This window comes from Nibrella viscosa (assembly GCF_039541875.1).
In the GTDB taxonomy this organism is placed as follows: Bacteria; Bacteroidota; Bacteroidia; order Cytophagales; family Spirosomataceae; genus Nibrella; species Nibrella viscosa.
Genome location: NZ_BAABHB010000002.1, coordinates 103,996 through 123,581, shown reverse-complemented (window position 1 = coordinate 123,581; position 19,586 = coordinate 103,996). Strand labels below are relative to the sequence as shown.

The window sequence follows — 19,586 nt, the reverse complement described above, 5'->3', positions numbered from 1 at the left end:
TTCTGTGAAAAATAATCCTGATAAGTATGCCGTTACGCCTGCCCAACCCTATGTACAGATCGGCTACCGACATAACTTAATTTATTCAATCGGCCGACAGCAGGAACGGCGTGTCGCCACTCGTAATGATTACCTTGCTGTTGGGCGAGGTCGATAATTTATTGAATGCCTCAATAGACTTGAACTGAATCAGCATTGGCGTCAGGCCTTCGTTAATGATCTTTTGTGAATCGCGTATCCCTTCGGCCTCAATGATCCGGCACTGGGCCTCCTGCCGCTCTTTGTCGAGCACAAACTGCATACGCTGGGCGTCCTGCTCGGCCTCCAGCTTCTCCTCAATGGCTTTGGTCAGACCCAAGGGCAGCACAATACTTTTGAGAAGCACAGATTCAACGGTAAAGCCTCGGTCCTTCAGTTGCGTCATCATCATATCCCGGATGGTGGCAGATCGTTATTGAAAACTACGCCCCAAACGCCGGCTCCTTCATCAGCTATATCCTCTTGCTACCGGCCTATTCGGTGACAACACAAAGTTGAAAAATCCGAATTAGACCCTAATTAGCCGGGGGTTAGAACGGCATTAGAAATCTGTTTTCTGGAGCCGGTGAAACGGAACTACCGGTCCGGACTCGCCTTCAGCCGGATTAGCTCCTGCTCTAACCGGAGCATTTGCCGCTGCGTATCCAGGTGAGCGCCCATCAGCGAATCGTACCGCAAGAGCTGGGTACTGTAGAGCTGGCGCAACTGCCGGTTCTCCGACGAAAACCAGAAAAAACCGATCAGCGACGCCCACCAGCCGAGCAGCGCCAGGCTAAGACCGGTCCAGGGCAGCCAGCGACGCTTCAGCAGCCGGCTGCGCGACCGCTCAGGGCGCAGGGGCCAGCGCGGCAACGGCGTATTGGTGAAGTCAAGCATAAACTGTGACATAACGAGAGCCAGTTAAAGCTAAGTGATGTGATGGATGAAAGACTCCCCACCGGAAGCCCGGCGGGGAGTACTCTTCTTTTTCTCTAATCAGTCATTGCACAAGCTATTATCGGGTGGATAGCCTCACAGACGCCGGATCTCGCGCCGGAACCGCTGAATGAATTCGCGCTCCTTGCGGGAGATGTCGTCGTGTGCGTTGGCTACCCGAATCATGATATTCACAAAGTGTTTCTTGGTGGTCTCATCCAGGCTCTGCGGCTGATTGGTCAAACAACGCATACCAAAATTGTAAGCCTCCAGCATGCTTTCATCGTTTTCCGCCCACACCAGAAAGGCGTAAAGCGCGGCATCGCCGTTGGGCTCCTGAGCCAGCAGTTCTTTCACGGTCTGCATCTCTTCCAGTTGCAGCCTTCCGTCAATCTTGGTCAGGGCGTACAGGACGCTTCCCAGGCCGAAATACAGGTTTGATGCGTTCATCGATCGTCGGTGCGGTTTTGACACTACAAAACTGCACCGGCGGCATTAGACTCGTGTTAGGCCTAAATTAGAAGCAAATTAGAAAGTACGGGGTAGCTCCACAGTCACTGTTGTACCGGCTGTTTCGGTCGATTGAATGGTAATGCGCCCCCGGTGCAGCCGAACAATGCGCTCGGTGAGCGACAGGCCAACGCCGTGTCCGGCTATCTGCCGGGCGTTGCTCCCACGCCGGAACGGCTTGAAAATTTCGGGCAGTTCGTCGGCCGGGATGGGTGGCCCGCCATTATGAAAACGGAGCCGGAGCAGCGAGGTCTCAGATTCGAAAGTGACAGTAACCTGATGGTCGGGGGAGAACTTGCAGCCGTTCTCCATCAGATTCAGCAGGGCGATATGGAGCAGGGGCGCGTTGCCGGTCAGGGTTAGATCGGGAGCCGTATCGCCTAATTCAGGGAGTTCGACCCGGATGGTGTATTCCGGGTGCATCCGCCGGACTTCCGTGCGGGCCTGCCAGATCAGATCGTCGGTCTGCACCGGTCCCAGCCGCACCGCCGATTCGTCCATGCTGACGTTAGCCAGACTTAGCAGCCCGTTGGCCAGCCGGTTCAGGCCGCGCACATCGTCGAGCACCGACCGCACCATAGCCCGCAGTTCCTCCGGATCATCATCGGCCATCAGGGCTACTTCCAGTTGGCCGGTAATGGCCGTCAGCGGAGTACGCAATTCGTGGGAAGCATGGGACACAAACGCCCGCTGGGTCCGGAAGGCATCTTCCAGCCGGTCGAGCATTCGGTTGAACCGCCGGGCCAGCTGGGTAATTTCGTCGGCTGCGTCGCCTTCTTCCACCCGCAGGTTGAGCTGGGCAGCGGTAATTTCGTCGACCCGGTTGATCACGCGCTGCATAGGCTTCAGCGACCGGCCGGCAAAATATCGCCCTGCGCCAAAGACCACCCCCGTCGCCAGCAGCCAGCCGGCGGCCAGAATCAAAGCCAGATTACGTTGTTTTCTGGACCCGTATATGTCAACGGCCGACGCAAACACGACTAAGCGGTTAAGCGGATCGGCAAATAATACCCCGGCGATTTCGCGTTCACCCTCCCGCCAGTAGATTTCCGTTTCCAGCCGGACGCGGTTCAGCACCTCCGGGGTAACGGTCAGGTAATCAGTACCGCTTTCGTAGACGATTCGGTTCTGGTAGTTATAAACGATGATTTCCTCCTGATTCAGCACCGTGATGTTGTTGAGGTCCAGCAGCCGGAACAGTTCCGGGCTGATGGTCTCTTTACCAAAAAGCAGTTTGGCGCAGGTAAGGGCCTCTTCGCGCAGTCGTTCGCGAAATTCGCTCTGCCGGTAGCGTTCGGCAAACCAGAAGATAATAAGGCAGAAAAGCAGCAGCAGTCCCGAGACAATGGCCGTAAACAGCAGGGTCAGCCGGGAGCGGATGGTCATGGGGACGAATTATTTTTCTTTAAGCGTATAGCCCATTCCCACTATGGTATGAATAAGTTTTGGGGCATGTACATCAATCTTTTTGCGAAGGTAGTTGATGTATACATCAATGACGTTCGTGCCGGTATCGAAGTTGATGTCCCAGACGTTTTCGGCAATGTCGAGCCGCGAGAGCACGCGCCCCCGGTTGCGCATCAGGTATTCCAGCAGCAGGTATTCGCGGGCCGTCAGGTCGATTTCCTGGCCGGCCCGGCGGGCCACTTTCTCGTCGAGATCCAGTTCCAGATCGGCCACCCGCAGGATAGTCCGCTTCTCCGACAGCTCGGCCGACCGGCGCAGCAGAACCCTGACCCTGGCCAGCAGTTCCAGAAAATCGAAGGGCTTGACCAGGTAATCGTCGGCCCCAGCCTCAAAACCCGCCAGTTTGTCAGCGGTGGTATCCAGGGCCGTGAGCATCAGAATAGGCAATTGGGGCTTGAGCAGGCGGATACTCTGGCTCACCTCCAGGCCACTGATGTCGGGCAGGTTCAGGTCCAGGATGACCAGGTCGATATGGGTTTCACCCAGCAGCCGGCGGGCGGTGGCCCCGTCGGGCGCAACCAGCGCCTGGTAGGATTGGGTTTCGAGACCCCGTTGCAGCACGGCGGCCACTTTGGCTTCGTCTTCTACGACCAGGATGGTTGCTGTTGACTGAACAGACATACGATCTAAACCTTCGTTATTTGTGGGTACCAGCCCGAAGGTAACCCTTACCGCGTACTTATCAAAGTGCCGCCGGTTGCACCGGGCCGGGTTTACCTCACCGCAATGGTTGGAACCGGTCTGGCTACCTCATTATACGGCATTTTGTAATTCCGTTTCGCGTCGTCTATTGGCGTATGCGGTATGACCAGGCTGCTGGTCAGCACCGGGTTCTGAACGCGATGCTTGTAGTTAGCCGCCATCCGGGGCAGGCGAGCCGGTACAAACTTCCGGCTGGACCACTCGCGGGCGGCAGTCGCTTTGTTCGGGTGTTTGTAATTGTGTATGGAGTAAGTTACGTCATTCCGGCGGTTATCGCTGGTTTGGGCAACGGCGGAGGTTATCGCCAGCATACTCAGGACTATACTAAACAGGTATGTTTTCATGGTGCTATCGTCTTTTGGTAAATCAATCCGGGCGTTGCGCGTTGGCTACCCGACTGACTTTACAAAGATGATACCCCCGTGTTAGGCCGGTATTAGTCCTGAATTAGAACGGCATTAGAAATGGACATGTATGCGTTTCCTGGTTCGTCGAAACAAAACGCCGGGGCCATTTCATAGCCCCGGCGCTTCGCCAACGTATTACTTTACCGGCTTAAATGACCGGTGCCCAGCCTTTGGCGTACTCGCGACTCCAGAACTTCATAGCCTCTTTATCGCGGATGTGGCCGTTCTGCGGGTCAATGTCCAACGACTTATTGGTGCGGTAGGCAATGTTGGCCAGGTGACAAAGCAGGGTACTTTTAGCCCCGTCTTCAATGGTCGATGCCTGCTTCTCCTTACCCCGAATAGCTTCAAAAAAGTTGACCATGTGGCGGGTAGTCATATCCCCTCCACCGCCTAAAGCCGTTCCGGCTTCGGAGCTGCCCGACTTGCTGGTTTTTATTGCTTTGCCGTCGCGGTTGAACAGGGTGTACCCGTCGCGGTCTACGTAAACGGAGCCGTTGGTACCATAAATGATGGTGCCCCGGTCGGTACCGTAGGTTTTGTGGCCGTTGCGGCTCTTGCCGTCCCACTTGATGATCTTGTTGCCGGGGAACCGGTAGGTGGCATCCATGGTGTCGTACACCAGCCAGCCATCTTCCGGGAAGTGCCGCTTGGCAGCCTCCACGGCTACGTGCTCCGGATAATCGACCTGTAAGGCCCAGCGGGCTACGTCCAGTTCGTGAGTGGCGTTGTTACCGGCTTCGGCGGTGCCGTAATCCCAGCCGTACCAGTGCCAGTTATAGTCCCAGGTATCGTGGGTGTACTCCCGGCGCGGGGCCGGTCCCTGAAACAATTCCCAGTCGAGGCCGTCGGGCACGGCTGTCTTCTTCTGCACCGGCACTTCGCCCCGGTTGTTGGCATAAAACGCAACGGCCTTGAACGGTGTACCGATGACTCCGTTATGAATCTGGTTGATGATGTCGATCGACTCCAGAGCCGAGCGCTGCTGATTGCCCATCTGAATCACCTTGCCGTACTTTTTCTGACACTCCATCAGAATTTCGCCTTCGCGGGGATTGTGGCTGCAGGGCTTCTCCACGTACACATGCTTGCCGGCCTGCACCGCCAGCCAGGTACCCGGCGCGTGCCAGTGGTCGGGGGTGGCGTTGATGAGCACATCCACATTTTTATCGGCGATCACCTTCCGGATGTCATTCTCCAGTTTGGGCTGATAGGTAATGTGTTTGGAAAACCGCTGGGCACCCGATTCGCGCTGCTTCTTCATGACGTCGCACAAATACACCAGTTCAACATTGCTGGTTTTCAAGCCAATCGGCTCATAGTAAGCCCCCAGCCGCCGACCCAGGCCCGCAATGGCCACATTCAGCCGCTCGTTGGCACCAATGATTTTGGCGTAGCTTTTTGCCGACAGGCCGGGAGCCAGCCCGCCAATAGTCAGGCCGGCGGTACCCAGGGCAGCTTTCTTAATAAATTCTCGTCTGGAGTTCTCCATGATATCAGCAAGTAAAGGTTCTCAAGGTCTCTTCCTCATAAAAGACGAACCCCTGAAATCTTTACCTGTTTCCAGTTAAATCAAAACTCCGCCAACGGCCAACTTAAACACCATACTCTTCCATTTTACGGACCAGCGTATTGATAGAACCGTAGCCCAATGCACGCTGTGCCTTCGCTTTGTTGCCGTTATAATAATGTAATGTCCGTACGATTAAGCTCCGCTCGTGGTGGGACCAGAGGAATGAGGTCGACCCGTCGTTTACATCGGGGGATGTAAGCCAGCCTGGCAAATCAGCGAAGGACACCTGGTCGGTGCAGAAAACGTACAGCGACTCAATTAGATTTTCCAGTTCCCGAACATTACCGGGAAAGAGGTAATTCTCCAGCAGTGCCCAAACCGTTTTATCAAGGGTCAAAGGCTTTTTCCGCCGAAACACCTTTGCTTTAGCCTTCAGCAGAAATGTAATGAGGGCTCGTTTTTCGTCAACACCCTGCTCAGCCAGTGTGGGTAAGGTAAGTTCAACGACAGATAATCGGTAAAACAAATCCCAGCGGAATAATCCGTCCCGGCAACGCTGCCTCAGATTTTGGTGAGTAGCGGCAATTACCCGAACGTCAACTTTGCGGCTGGAGGTCTCTCCCACCCGGCTAATCTCACGCTCCTGTAGTACTCGTAGCAGAGACTGCTGCATAAAAGGTGAAATATCGCCGATTTCATCCAGGAAGAGCGTTCCACCTTTAGCCGCTTCAAATAAACCTACCGCATTCTCGGTAGCCCCCGTGAATGCCCCTTTTCGATGGCCGAATAAGCGAGATTCCAATAAGGAGTCAGTGAGTGATGAGCAGTTGACTGCAATAAAAGGCTGGTTCCGTCGCACCGACTGGTCGTGTAAGGAGCGTGCAAGACGCTCCTTTCCCGTTCCACTGGCCCCCTGAATTAAGCACCGAACATCATCCGTTTGCGCTACTTTGAAGGCGCGGTCGTAAATAGACTTCAAAGAATCTGTCAGCAGAAAATCCGGTTGCGCTGGGCGACCTACCTGCTTTTCCTTAATGATGGCAGCAATGGGTACCGTTGATTGCTGCACAACCGACTCCTTCAGTTTAGGCTTACCGTCTGCCGATAGTTTAGCGGCTGTAGTCTGAAACAGGCGAATTGATAAACCCAGCGTGCTTTGGGCCAGGTACCAGGCAACCTGCATAGCGGGTGTACCGGGAGAGATAAATACATCAACCTCCTCATCCGCCAGTTCAATTAGCAGAGGTTCTATTCTGACTCGTATTTCATCCACATTAATTACATCACTGACAGCCATGAGCCGGCTTTCTATCCGTCTGCCGGGAAACAGCCGTAACAACTGATTTACCAGGACGTTTAGAGCGGTATCATCCTCACCGGAAGCCGATAAAATAATGTGCTTATCATGTTGATAAAAATACCGATGGAACTCGATAGTAGGTCCGGTCTCTGCAACCTCTCCATCTTTAAAGTCGTTATTTTTCGCGTACCAGGACAGAAGAATTCTCATATCAGTTTTGAAATAATATTTTCATTATTTGACAAGCTTACATTCATTTTTCAGTACTTTCAAGCACTTCTCTTAATGGCATGAAAATAGCAGCGCATTCTCCTAAAATACCTGTTAAGGCATGTCAGAACTTTACAGACAATATTACAAGAGGGCTATTGATGCGCATAAAGCCGGTCTTAAATTAGTGCTGGGCGGGACGGGACTTGGCAAAACGAGCAGCTTTGCCCGGCTGCTTACCCAGGAGCAGCACCCCGCCGGCACCAAATTTGTCTATGTAGCTAACCGGCGGCAGTTGCTCGACGAAATGCAAAGCCAGTTTAAGCCGGGGCAACTACCGATTTTCTACCAAAAACAGGACAAAGACCAACTCAGGGCAGTGCTGACCGACGGTACGTTAGCCGATTTCTGGCATCTCCCGGCAACTAAAAACCTAATTAATGAATGGAACCGGGTCGGGATGATACCCATTCATCATGGCGGAATAGGTCAGCGTATCACCCAATACGGACGCTTGACCCAGCAAAACTGGCTGGCCGATGAAGGGGTAATAGACCTGGAAGAAAAAACAAGAGAAATTTTCGCACCCCTTAAAAATCTGTTTACGTTCGCTAAACAACTGGCTACCCAGAAGCCGCTACCCAACCAGGCCATCACGCCCAAAGAAGCCACCGATCTGGCGAGTCTGCCTTTTTGGCGTACACTTTTCCCCTACGTTGCCTTTCAGGAAGAAGCCGGAACCTGTTTGTTTCTGGTTACACTCCATAAGGCGTTCCGGGGCTTCTATGACGGACGCCGTCTAATTCATCTGGGAAACTGGTCAGCACCCGAGCGGGAACGGTACATCTTCGTGTTCGACGAATTTGACTTCCTGGAATCTGATTTACTGGGGCTCTTAAGCGAAGACCTGGGCATGAGCGACCCCTTTGGGCTGGTAGAGACATTCTACGAGCGAATGTCGATGCCTAAGATGAGTTATAAAGATTACTTAGCCAGGGAACCCCGATGGCAACCTGTTCGGGAGGAAATCGATAAAATTTTAGCTCGAATTAAGAGTTTAGACGAGCAGGGTATCCCATTCCCCGCTATCAACCATTTCGTTACGGCTGACGATGAGCTACGGCACCGGGCTATTTTTCAATCGAACTTCTCGCTCTTTAACGCTCCGGTTTATCTCCGGATAGGAGAACGTCGTAAATACTCGTTCGACTTATGCACTGAGCCGACTAATCAGGGCGCATTCCGGCTGCTGAATACTGTAACCAGAGCGGCCAATGACATATTCCGGTTGTTTGCCTGGCTTGAAGAGACGCATGAAGATATATACCCTGAACTGCTTCGGCAATGTTTCGCCCGCACGGTGTATGAGGGTGAAGTCCGTCGTATTAAACAACTAGGCAGACGGTATGAACTATGTGAGACCAACTACGGGGACCTTCTGACGAATGGATTTGGTTTTTTTGAGATTGAGGCAGACCGCAGTCAACTTACCGACCCCGAAGAGGTTACCCTTCAGTACCTCTCTATCAGTAGCAGCCCTGAAGCCATCATTCGCAAACTATGTCGTAACCATTTGGTATTTGGCTTATCGGCAACGGCCCACCTTCGGCGCGTACTACGCAATTTCGATTGGGAAGGCATGCGTCATCCTCTTCGGCCGGCAGAATCGTTTCAGCCACTCCCCCTGAGTACCGACGATATTACCTGCATTCAGACAGCCACCAGCGAAAAAGCAGCCGCACGTAATAATGCGATTCGCTGGGAGTTGGCGCAACCGCTGGACTCATCCTCGGCCCTGGGCCGCCAACTCAAAGCTATCATCCAGCGGAATCCAACGGCCTTTAGTAAGCAGGGAGCCAAACGGGAACAGCGCACCAAACGCGTTCAGCATTTCTTCGGAACGCTCGCCTGGATTGCCGGTCAACCTGCCACCGCATCTCCGCCTACGCACCTGCTGTTTTTCTCGTCGCTCAAACATATTCAGTTTCTGCTGGACACAGCCCGCGAAAACGAAGACAATTGGTTTTCGGCTACCCCCATCGGCCAATCAAAGCACAATGCTGCATTTCGTCTGGTTGATGTACACTACAGGGACGAACGTACTGGTAAAGAACTGGATTGCCATGTGGTGTTTTACGATGCCGATTTAGGCCAGACGCTTCGGCTCGACAACGAACTGGCCCGGCAGTACAACAGCCTTTTTTGGGATAATAAACCCGTGCTGGTTATAACCACCTACCCATCGGCCGGTAATGGCGTCAATTTACAGTACTTCGTACAGGAGGACGACTGGCAGGCAAACCGGCCGGAAGCCCGTCGCGACTTCACACACATCCACTTACTCGATAGCCCCTACTTTTACTTCGGCGGCACCCACCACACCGATGCCGCCGGCAACCCGCTCTCACTAGCGGAAGAACGGGCCGTTATCAAGCGAGATGTGTACGGGATTATGAAACTGCTGAATGCCAAATGTATTTCAGAGCCTCAGGCCAGGGCTCAGTTGAACAGCATTCGTACCATCAACACCTTTAACAATACCTATCTTACTTCTTCAGACGGCGTCATTAATCAGGTCAGTGTATTTGTACAGGCCCTCGGCCGCATAGAACGGGTGTGGCAACCGACAGCCGACCAGGTTATCCGGCTCGACGCCGGTGTGTATAATGCACTGGCCCGCTTTGCCGGCGAGGAGGAATTTGCCGATGATTACGAACAGTTTCTATCGCTGGCCTCCGGCAATATTGTTCGCCTGCTAACGGCCATTCAGAGCCAACTGCCCACCCAACGCCGGAACGTCACCAACCAGGTGCTGGACATCCGCCGGGCAAACGAGCAGGTCCGGGAGCGGATTCACGGGCTGGTGCGGGAGCTTAGCCAATACCGGCAAAACAGACAGCCTTCCGATGCCAGAAGGCGATGGGAGCAACTGCGGGAAGACGTACTACGGCATGACTTCCAAAGCAGGCTGCTGACGGAAATTGGCGGAGTATTTCGCACCAACTACGCCAATGAGGGACGATTGCTCATCAGTCAACGGCTGAAAATTGCGCCTTGGCAAACTGCTTCACCCGAGTTTAGCCCCTGGTCGCTCAACGCGATTTACGAACCAATTCACGCCCTGGAGTACCCAGCCCTGATGAATCATTTCCGTATCAGAGGGTACGAAATGGCCTTTCTGGACCAGGGTCAATACTTTCTGCCGTACGTCTATCAGGCTATCCTGACCGGAGCCATTGGTGAAGAGTTAATTCGGGCGTTGCTTACCCTCAACAAAATCGCTACGTCGGCCGACGAGATACCTGACGAGTTATTTGAGGTAGCCGATTTGAAAATAGTCAACCGACCAATATTGATTGATTGTAAAAATTACGGCCCGCAAACCCTGCGCCATTTTGCTCTGCCCGCCGATGACCCGCTCTACCATCCTAAACTAAACGAAGAGCGCTTCAAAACGAAGATGGTCGCCAAATGGCACACTATTAATGCCCACTATAAAGCTACGGCAGAAGAACCGTGCCGGCTAATTATTATGAACGTCAGGCACGATACCACCGGTGCGCTGCGCTTCTACGACTGCCAGTTCAAGCCCGTTAAAACCTGGGGAGAGGCATCGATTATCGTGCTGACCGGAGCCCTCTCCACCAACCTGCTAACCGAATCGTTTAACCGTTTAACCACTTTATTAAAATGACCCGCTCCAGGCTAAAGGAAAAGCACCTTAACGTAATTACGAACCAACTCTGGATTGAAAACCCCGCCAACTGGACCAAACTTACTGAACGCTACTCCCTCTGGCGGTATCGCCTGACGAAGCGGCAGGATGACTACCGCCGTTTCTCAAAAAGTGACTTCTTTGTGAGGTTTACCAACAATTACAAGGACCAGTTCGACCGCCCTTTCTATTACTTCACCCACGACCGGCCCACCAGCAGCCTGTATACCGTGCTGAAGCCGGGTGAACAACCAAAGCCCTGGCTGTTCACCTTCGATAAGGAAGAAGAGATACTATATGAGCCGGTTGCGTGGGATGAGCTACCATCCAAAATATGGATTAAGTTACTACTGGCGCTTTGTTTTCATGAGGCCAGTACCAATGAGCAGGAACGCCGGGTATGCCAAAGCAAATTTTTCGTCCGGGCCAAAGGAAATGAGGACTGGTTTACGGCGCTTGACCTAAAGCCGTCTGTTGAACAGATGGCAGACAGGAGTTTGTTGCGGTTCGATGTATCTGCCGGCTTCTTTGCGAAGGTAAAAGACAAGCCCAACGCCTGGGCACGGGACAACAAAACCTATTACGAACAACTGGACAGCGGGGAGTTGACCTACCTGCGTCAACTACGGCCATCGAAAATTGAGCCATTTCAGAAGCCTCTGTACAAATCCACAACAAAGGCTGGCGTGAAGCCGGGGGTAGCCTGGTATTCAAATGCGCAGTACGAAGAAACGCGCTCGTACATCATCCATCGGATTCAGCAACGCCTGACGGCTTTTCTGCAATCCTACGGCTTTATTGTCTCAACCGCTTTCGAAACTATGGTCCGGCAACAGGTCAGACCGGTCAACCTGCCGCTTTACCAGCTACCACCGGTTCAGGTGCTGGACAACCGGCTGAACAAAACAGTACCGCTCCAGCCGTATCTGGACTGGCTGACGACCTACGACTTTCCGACTTCGCAGGGTCCGAAACGCCTGAGCGTCGAAGCGATTGATAAAGAGACTGTCGACAAGTCACGCCCGCTACTGATTTTGCAGGATGTGCATAAAGATGCCTTTGCACGGGATAAGGGTACTGACGAGCCGGTCGGATTACTGGCCTGTAGCGGGTATACTGACCCCTATCCCGTGCTATACAGCACACTCGGCGACACGGTAAAGCAATCGCTGAACGTGAACATGAATGCCCTGGAGGGTCTGACTGTCGCGGAGCATTATTTAGACTACTCGTTTCCGCGTGCCCTGGCCCCTTACAAAAGCAACCAGTACAAGGCTCTGTCAAAAGAACATCGCCTGGAAGCCAAAAAACGACGTCAACTGGACTTGAAGCTGGAAGTCAGTATAAACGAGCTTTACCTGAAGTGGGTCATCAGCCGGCATAGCGCAGACTCATCCGTCACCGATAGCCTGCCGTTTTTACACCAGCTTGCCGGCAAATGGGGGTTTATGACCGACAATGTTCTTCTAACGCTTAACGACGGTAGCCTACAGTTCACGGACCTAAGCACACAGGAGGGTAAGCAGGTCCTGGCCGACCAATTCACCGACCTGGGTATGATACAGCAAGCTTTTCTGGAACGGCACCCCTACATTAAATCCGACAAACAGGAAGAGGCCCTTGAACGGGGCCAATTTGTGTTGATTGGCGATGCCGTCATCGAAATTGAACGTACCGAAGTAATGGCCATGCCCGATTACGAGGTGCTGCTTCCTATCAAAGAAAGCGGGTCTGTTGCCGGTTCACGCAGCCTGCCTGCCATCAGTGTGTATGCCGGCGGCATCTGGTTCAGCCCCGCGAGCGGGCGCTACGTCGTCAGCGGAGTAAACAGCACCGCCGGTAAGGAAGAACACGGCCATCACCTGTATCAACTGCACCTTTACTCAGAAGAGGCTCGGGCCTACCTAACGGCCATGCTCTCGCTGCTGTGCGTTACGTTCGTCCGGAAGAACCAGTATACGGTACTGCCTTTCCCGTTCGACCTTATCCGGCTGCATCGGGAGCTAAATCCAGCCTCTTCTTTGCCGGTATAGCCGATATTACCTTTACCAGCCGGTCACCAGTGCGCTGATAGCCCCTGGCGGCCGGCTGGCGTTTTTGCTAATGGGGTTTGGCTAAATTTTTGCAATTTTGGCCATTGTTCTGTGTCTCTGCCTTTACCTATGCCTTCACCGGTAACGCTGTATTCTGCTTCATTTACAACGGGTGCCCTATTGCGGGAGGAAACCCTGGCGGTACTTGCCTTATTGCAGCAGGTGCCGGTTGATGAAGTGGCCGCCGTGGCCAAAAAAGATGCCGGCTCCCTGAAAATCAACTCGGAAGTGGCCCGGCAAAAAATAGCCGCCGAAATTGTAAAACGATACAAAGCCGTCAGTCCGGCCGTGTGGGATTTCTTCCAGACGCTGACCGACGAACAACACCAGCAACTGGTACTGTTTTACGTCTGCCTGAAGACCTACCGGCTGATATACGACTTTATGTTTGCCGTGGTTGTGCCGCGCTGGCAGAGCCGGCTGCTACCGCTGAGCCGGAGCGATTTCGAGCGCTATCTGGATGAGCTTGCCCTGCAACACGCCCCTATTCAGCGGCTGACCGAGAAAACCCGGCGGAAGCTGGCCCAGATTGTCATGCTGATGATGAAGCAGGCGCAATTAATTCAGCACAATCAGCTATCAACCCCGGCTGCTCCTGCGTACATTTGGCGTTTTTTTCAGGAACTGGGCGACGACTGGATGCTGGATGCCGGATTGCTCACCCACGCCGACCGCCAACGCCTGGGCCTATGACTACCATGACGGATACGTTTGAAAAACTATACCAGAAGCTGACCGACGCCACCTTTCAGGACCCGGCTACGGGTAATCTGTTCTTTCCGGTGTATCTGTTTACCTACGACCCTACGCAGGAGTACGCCGTACGGACGCAGATTGATGCACTCGGCGACCGCCTTCTACGCCCGTACGGCCAAAATGAGGTGCTTATTGTCAATCTGTTTGAGCAGTTACTGGCGTATCTGCGAAGCGACCAGTACGGCGATGAAACCCTGCTGGACCTAATCCTTGACAAAGAGCGGGACGAAGGCTTTACCGGCGATGTCGAAGAACTGCTCCGGCAAAAGGCCGGCGAAAGTGCGTTCATTGCGTTTGTCGCCAACCACATCCGGACTTATCTGCAGCTCCCGGCCAAACTACCCCGTGTTTTTGTGCTGTTGCATGGTTTTGGTAGTCTTTACCCCCTGTTGCGGGTTAGCTCGTTTCTGAACAAATTTGAAAAATACGTGGATGGCTATAAACTCCTGGTTTTTTATCCGGGCTCGTATCGCCAGCAACAGTACGTGCTGTTTAACCAACTGCATGACGAACATTTATACCGCGCCGTTCACCTCAATGCTATGTTGTAATGCCAGATATTAAAGACCTTTTCCTCAAACCCGTTGACCGTCGGATTAACCCCGCCGTGGTCGTTGATAATTTAGATGAAGAAACTATCCAGACCGAAATTCGCGAGTATGTCTTCACCGACGGCCTCACTGAACAGCTATTTAAGCTACTGAACACGCTGGCCGGAAAAGCAGCCGTTAAGACCGGTATCTGGATAAACGGCTACTACGGTTCCGGAAAATCGCACTTTCTGAAGTTCATTAACTACTGCCTCAACGACCGCTATCAGGAAGAGGCTTTTGCGCATTTTATTGAACAAGGTATCCGGCCGTTGAGCAAGGGAAAACCGCTCACGGAAGCTACTCCGGCAAACGCACAGAACCTGCTGGCTAAACTGCGCGGCTCCGGCACGGAGGTCATCATGTTCAACGTGGAGGCCATCTCGCCCGATAATGTGCAGAACAAAGACAAGTTTCTGCATATGCTGCTGAAACAGTTGAACAAGCACCGGGGCTTCAACAGTACCAACATTCCGCTGGCACTTTATCTGGAAAAGCACCTGGCCCAAACCGGTACGTTCCAGACATTCAAAGATGCCGTTCTGGACAGGTACAAGAAAAGTTGGCCCGACAAAGCGGCCGATTTGTTTGCGCTGCACGGCCGGAAACTGGTAGAGCTGGCAGCTCAGTTTGACCCGGCGCTGGATGCGGAAACGCTCTTTCAGAAACTCAGACAACCCGACGCCATCACCATTGAGGATACGCTGATTCCGGAATTGCAGGAGTACCTTCGTACCAAACCGGCCAACTACCGGCTGGTGTTTCTGCTCGATGAGGTATCTCAGTATATCGGCTCAGACATTAACCTGCTGCTGAATCTGCAAACCATTGTAGAGGCCCTCGAAAAAAGCTGTAACCGGCAGGTGTGGCTAGCCTGTACGGCCCAGCAAACCCTGGAAGATGTGGCGGGCAGCGTACGGGCCGACACCGACGCTATCGGCAAAATTTTAGGCCGGTTTGAAACCCGCATTGCCCTGGACAGCAAGGATGCCGAACTCATTACCCAGCGACGGGTTCTCGAAAAGAATGATACCGGCAAAGCCGAACTGAAACAGCTTTACCAGCAGCATCACCACGCCATTCAGAACCAGTTTCACTTTGCGGGAGCATCGTCGTACCGGGGGTTTTCCAACGAAGACGAATTCATCCGGGTATATCCGTTTGTGCCGTACCAGTTCCACCTGATTATGAAGGTGTTTGAGTCTTTCAGTCAGATTGGTTACGTGATTAAAGAAGTGAAGGACAACGAACGGTCGGTTTTGGGTATCACCCACGCAACGGTGAAAACGCTGGCCGACCAGCCGGTGGGTGAGTTTGTTCCGTTTGATGCGTTCTTCAACGACCTGTTCGAGACCAACCTCATGCACTCGGCCCGGCAGAGCGTATACCGGGCCCGGTTAATTGTGCAGAACCCGAACAACCGCCTGCCCGATATCCCCTTTGCCGAGCGGGTCCTGAAAGCCCTGTTTATGCTGGCTAACCTCACCAGTACCGAGGCCCGGCACTTCCCGGCTACCCGCGATTACCTGGTAACGCTGCTCATGACCGGTCTGGACGATAACCGGCTCGACCTGGCCAACCGGGCGCAGCAGGTGATTGATGTGCTTATCCGGGAAAACATCATCTACCAGGATGAAAACGGGCAGTTCAAATTCTTCAAGGAAGAAGAAATAGAAGTAGCCAACCAGATAAAGTCGATTACGGTTCTGGAACTCGACCGGCTCGATGCCTGGCATAAGGTGTTTCTGAACGAACTGAACCTGAACCGCGAAACCCGCTATACCTTCGGCAAGAACAATTTCCGGCTCGGGTACGGGGTCGATAAGAAAGACTACGGCCAGGCTGGCGACGTGCTGATTCGCTTTTTTGTGCTGGAAGACGCCGACCCGGCCACCCTGGCGCTGAACCAGCCCGCTCACGAACTGGCCGTTTGCCTGAACGACTGGCTGAAAAACGACCGCGACTTTGCGGTCGACTTCCACCAATATGTGCAAACGCAAAAGTACCTGGGCCTGTACTACAACTCGGCCGCCGGGGCACAGGCCGATACACTCCGGGAGTTTGAAAAACGCAATCAGGCCCGGCAGGCATCGCTGCTGACCCGGCTTAAAGCCGGCTTTGCCCAAACGCCCATTCTGGCTGGTCAGCAGCGCCTGAATCCGGGCGACCTGACGGGCACCCAGCCCGACCAGCGGCTGAAGGCGGCAATTGAGCGCCTGTTTAAGGCGGTATATAAATACCAGACGGAAGTCGGTTCGTACGCGCATGCCAATGATGAGCTACGGGCCGCTGCTCGTACGCTGAACCAACTCAGCACAGATAATACGCTGACCGATGCCGAGCAGCGGGTAGACGACTGGATTAACCAGCGGGGCGGTAAGGCTACCGTGGCTGACATCGTTAAAGCCTTTGAGGAGAAACCCTTTGGCTGGAAAGACCTGGCCACGCTCCATGTGCTGCTGCACCTTTACCGCAAAAAGCGGAAAGAATTTGAGTACCACGGCAACCCCATGACCTCGCCCACCGATTTTGTTGAGAAGGCGCTGAAATCCACCGAGCGGGGAGTTATCCTGATACGCACCACCGAAGCCCTGGACCCCGGCCTGATTCAGGATGCCATCCGGGCGTACGGGCGTATTTTCAACCTGACGGTCAACCTGGCGCCCGATGCCAACGCGGTGCAGGCGGCCATTAAAGAAACCCTGCAGCAGGAAACTGACCGCTGGAGTACCCTGGCTACCCGACATGCTAAACTACCGTTTGCGCCCTCGCTGCAAACTCTGGCCGAAAAAATCCGGACACTCGCCGGCAAACGCAACCCGAAAGACCTGTTTGAGTTGCTGGTGCAACAGGCCGATACCCTGCGGCAGCAATGCGACGAAGCCAAGGAACTGGACGAATTCATAGAGGACCGGCTGGCGGAATACGCCGATATGCGGCAGTTTGTAGAACAGCAGGCGGGTAACTTTGCGGCCCTGGACGCAACCACCCGGCAGTCAGCCCAGGAGCTCCAGCAGGATTTAACCGACAACACCCGTCCTCAGGACACCTTTCCGGCTAACCGAAAGCGGTATCAGGCCTTAAAAAAAGCGCTCGGCGACCAGGTCACCAGCCTTCGGCAGCGGGTGCAGGATGCCTACGAAGCAGCGTTCGCCGAGTTGGAGCAGCAGAAAACCGACTATGGCGTAACCGACCCGCATATCCTGGCCGACCGCGACCAGACGCTCCGCGCCCTGGGTAAACTCGATAGCCTGACCGAACTCGAACTGAAACTGGCCCGCCTTGGCGATTTCAAAGCCGAGCAACTACAGAATTTGATTTCGCACGCGAACCAGCAGGCCACGCCGGGCAGTACCGTTCGGGAGCCGGTGACCTTTGAGTACGGCAAACAGGGACTGCCCAGTCAGATTAGCTCCGAAGCCGAAATGGAGACTTATCTGAAAAAACTGCGGGAGCTCTGGCTGGCGCAGCTAAAAGAAAACAAGGTGATTATTCTGAAATAGCGTAGTGTAAGCCGGTTTGCCTGTAGGCCTGAAGCTGGTTCATGGCAATATTTATGTGTCGTTCCTGGATGATGCGCTTTTTGCGGTCAGACCAGGACTGTATGCGCTCATAAACCTCAGGGACGGATAATGGGCCATGCTCGTTCAGAATATAATCGACGGATGCCAACACCTCTAGCGATAAGGCCGATTGAAAGCCATCAATAAGCCGGGTAAGATTTTGTAGCCGTTGCTGCTGCGCCGGGCTCAAATTATGTCTAATGTACTCAACAACCTCGTCCAACTTATCGTAGTTCAGTACGAGGGGCTCAAAGGCCTTTGCGCTCTTTTGCTCCAGACCCGTCAGGTAAGTACCATTAAGGTAGTACAGCACATGTTCTACCTGATTGGTATACGGGCCGTAATGGTGCGCAACAAATTTTAACTGAAGATTCTCACCCAGTCGCTGTAGAAAGTATGCCAGTTTATTGGCGACGAATAAGCTTGCGGCTTCGTCCATACGCTCATAGGAAAACATAGCGTACAACAGCATAGCCCTGGCCGGAGTCAGCTCCACTTTTTTACGAGTATTTTGCTGTTGTAAAACGGATTTAACGGCCTCGTTAGGCTCATAAATCTGAATATCGGCATTCAGGTCACCCAAATACTGCTCCATCATCGGACGGACCTTATCCCAGTCTAGGCCCCCGTTACCACACCCCAGCGGAGGAAGGGCTATGCTCGTAAGCTGCTCTTCCCGAATAAGGCGCGCCAGTTCCTGCAAGCCGGCTTCAATATAGGCATACGTCGATTTCCGCTTCCAGTCTGTTTTGGTAGGGAAGTTAATAATTACCTTTTCGCCGGTGGTTGTTTGCTCCCGTGTTACGAGCAGTTTGCCGGGTGCCAGTTCTTTATTGTCGCAGGCCTTCTTATAAATTCTGAAATTTGCCGGAAAGTGCTCTTTAAACTGTAACGCAATTCCTTTTCCCATTACCCCCACCGTATTAACAGTGTTGACAAGGGCCTGCGCATCAGCGTCCAGAAGATTACCTGTTACGTATCGAATCATTAGTAATAAAACGCTCCTTTAGTGTCGATATGTACCCGTATATTCAGGCCATACTGCCGTACTAAATCTTCTACAAAGTTAAACTTTTCTTGATTAAATACAACTATTGTATCTATCAACTCAGGGCTAACCTGCTCGTAAACAAGAAACTCCGCCTGTTTTCTTCGCTGACGATCATAGTCATTTTCTGTATTTTTCCAGTGTCTGCTTTTAACGACTTCCCAGTCAACTTTATCTAAATCGTCCAGCGACGTATAGAAACTCGTAAACTGATTTTTGGCGTGACCATCTGTAAAGACAAAACGTAAACCCGCCTTAAGTATACTATCTATTTTGATGCAGAGGTATATTATTTCACTTTGTGGCCGCTTTGTTATTCCCCGGTAACCGGTCTTAATATTCAGTAGCATGGGTGAAAGCTGGCCAAAGTAAAAGGGCACATAATCTCCCAGATTTCCATAACCGGGTAGTGGTATCGAAAAGTCATGCCGGTCAGCAGTTAGCTGACTGTCGCCGATGAAAACATAGTTGGGGTCGTGGGTCGCTGCGTTTCGTGTCAATATGCCCTGTTGCAATATACCTGGCAGATTCTGCTCAGGTATGATACGAAAAATCCAAACAGTTTTCGGAATTTGTCCGGGCATATAACTCACCATTACATCACCAACAGGCAATCTCGTTCAGTCCATACGGCGATGCAGTCAGTGCCGCGAAGATAAAACCGAATTTACAGATGAAGGCAGATTTGTTGACCTGACCATTATAATTTCCCGCCTGTCAGGGTAGTACACCAATAAGCCCAGTGTTAGTCCATTTTT

The 19,586-nt window shown here is 52.9% G+C and carries 15 protein-coding genes; 5 read left to right on the top strand and 10 right to left on the bottom strand.

Going from position 1 to position 19,586, the window contains the following annotated elements; translation table 11 throughout:
* Nucleotides 1–85: 85 nt before the first annotated feature.
* The 8 genes from ABD931_RS05205 to ABD931_RS05170 all read right to left on the bottom strand — a co-directional run bounded on the left by ABD931_RS05205 (nucleotide 86) and on the right by ABD931_RS05170 (nucleotide 7,063).
* Complete coding sequence (locus tag ABD931_RS05205) at nucleotides 86–430, bottom strand: SPFH domain-containing protein (protein WP_345264653.1); 345 nt, start codon at nucleotides 428–430, stop codon at nucleotides 86–88.
* A 185-nt stretch (nucleotides 431–615) separates the two neighbouring features.
* Nucleotides 616–927, bottom strand: a complete 312-nt coding sequence (locus ABD931_RS05200; RefSeq protein WP_345264651.1) for a hypothetical protein — start codon at nucleotides 925–927, stop codon at nucleotides 616–618.
* A 123-nt stretch (nucleotides 928–1,050) separates the two neighbouring features.
* Nucleotides 1,051–1,404 carry a tellurite resistance TerB family protein gene (locus ABD931_RS05195; protein ID WP_345264649.1) on the bottom strand — a complete coding sequence of 118 codons (354 nt, stop codon included), beginning with the start codon at nucleotides 1,402–1,404 and terminating at the stop codon, nucleotides 1,051–1,053.
* Between the two features lie 78 nt (nucleotides 1,405–1,482).
* Nucleotides 1,483–2,850, bottom strand: coding sequence for a HAMP domain-containing sensor histidine kinase (locus ABD931_RS05190; protein ID WP_345264647.1), 1,368 nt, complete (start codon nucleotides 2,848–2,850; stop codon nucleotides 1,483–1,485).
* A gap of 9 nt (nucleotides 2,851–2,859) precedes the next feature.
* Entirely contained in the window at nucleotides 2,860–3,552 is a 693-nt protein-coding gene (locus ABD931_RS05185) for a response regulator transcription factor (RefSeq protein ID WP_345264645.1), read from the bottom strand.
* Between the two features lie 92 nt (nucleotides 3,553–3,644).
* Nucleotides 3,645–3,977 carry a hypothetical protein gene (locus tag ABD931_RS05180; protein ID WP_345264643.1) on the bottom strand — a complete coding sequence of 111 codons (333 nt, stop codon included), beginning with the start codon at nucleotides 3,975–3,977 and terminating at the stop codon, nucleotides 3,645–3,647.
* A gap of 211 nt (nucleotides 3,978–4,188) precedes the next feature.
* Nucleotides 4,189–5,532 carry a Gfo/Idh/MocA family oxidoreductase gene (locus ABD931_RS05175; RefSeq protein ID WP_345264641.1) on the bottom strand — a complete coding sequence of 448 codons (1,344 nt, stop codon included), beginning with the start codon at nucleotides 5,530–5,532 and terminating at the stop codon, nucleotides 4,189–4,191.
* A 103-nt stretch (nucleotides 5,533–5,635) separates the two neighbouring features.
* Nucleotides 5,636–7,063, bottom strand: coding sequence for a sigma 54-interacting transcriptional regulator (locus ABD931_RS05170; protein ID WP_345264639.1), 1,428 nt, complete (start codon nucleotides 7,061–7,063; stop codon nucleotides 5,636–5,638).
* A 121-nt stretch (nucleotides 7,064–7,184) separates the two neighbouring features.
* Between ABD931_RS05170 and ABD931_RS05165 the strand changes: the two genes are divergently transcribed.
* The 5 genes from ABD931_RS05165 (at nucleotide 7,185) to brxC (ending at nucleotide 17,720) form a co-directional block, all read left to right on the top strand.
* Nucleotides 7,185–10,757, top strand: coding sequence for a hypothetical protein (locus ABD931_RS05165; protein ID WP_345264637.1), 3,573 nt, complete (start codon nucleotides 7,185–7,187; stop codon nucleotides 10,755–10,757).
* Nucleotides 10,754–12,811, top strand: a complete 2,058-nt coding sequence (locus ABD931_RS05160; protein ID WP_345264635.1) for a hypothetical protein — start codon at nucleotides 10,754–10,756, stop codon at nucleotides 12,809–12,811. Before ABD931_RS05165 ends, ABD931_RS05160 begins: the two co-directional genes overlap by 4 nt.
* Before the next feature lie 129 nt (nucleotides 12,812–12,940).
* On the top strand, nucleotides 12,941–13,564 hold the full coding sequence (locus ABD931_RS05155) for a BrxA family protein (RefSeq protein ID WP_345264633.1): 624 nt from the start codon (nucleotides 12,941–12,943) through the stop codon (nucleotides 13,562–13,564).
* A complete protein-coding gene (locus tag ABD931_RS05150; protein ID WP_345264631.1) occupies nucleotides 13,561–14,178 on the top strand; it encodes a BREX protein BrxB domain-containing protein in 618 nt (205 codons plus the stop codon). Before ABD931_RS05155 ends, ABD931_RS05150 begins: the two co-directional genes overlap by 4 nt.
* Complete coding sequence (brxC, locus tag ABD931_RS05145; RefSeq protein ID WP_345264629.1) at nucleotides 14,178–17,720, top strand: BREX system P-loop protein BrxC; 3,543 nt, start codon at nucleotides 14,178–14,180, stop codon at nucleotides 17,718–17,720. The genes ABD931_RS05150 and brxC overlap by 1 nt, the downstream gene beginning before the upstream one ends.
* On the opposite strand, the gene darG is transcribed toward brxC, so the two are convergent.
* Both darG and darT read right to left on the bottom strand, forming a co-directional pair.
* A complete protein-coding gene (gene darG, locus ABD931_RS05140) occupies nucleotides 17,707–18,768 on the bottom strand; it encodes a type II toxin-antitoxin system antitoxin DNA ADP-ribosyl glycohydrolase DarG (protein ID WP_345264627.1) in 1,062 nt (353 codons plus the stop codon). The two genes, brxC and darG, sit on opposite strands and share 14 nt — an antisense overlap.
* Nucleotides 18,768–19,412, bottom strand: a complete 645-nt coding sequence (gene darT, locus ABD931_RS05135; protein WP_345264625.1) for a type II toxin-antitoxin system toxin DNA ADP-ribosyl transferase DarT — start codon at nucleotides 19,410–19,412, stop codon at nucleotides 18,768–18,770. Before darT ends, darG begins: the two co-directional genes overlap by 1 nt.
* Nucleotides 19,413–19,586 lie beyond the last annotated feature (174 nt).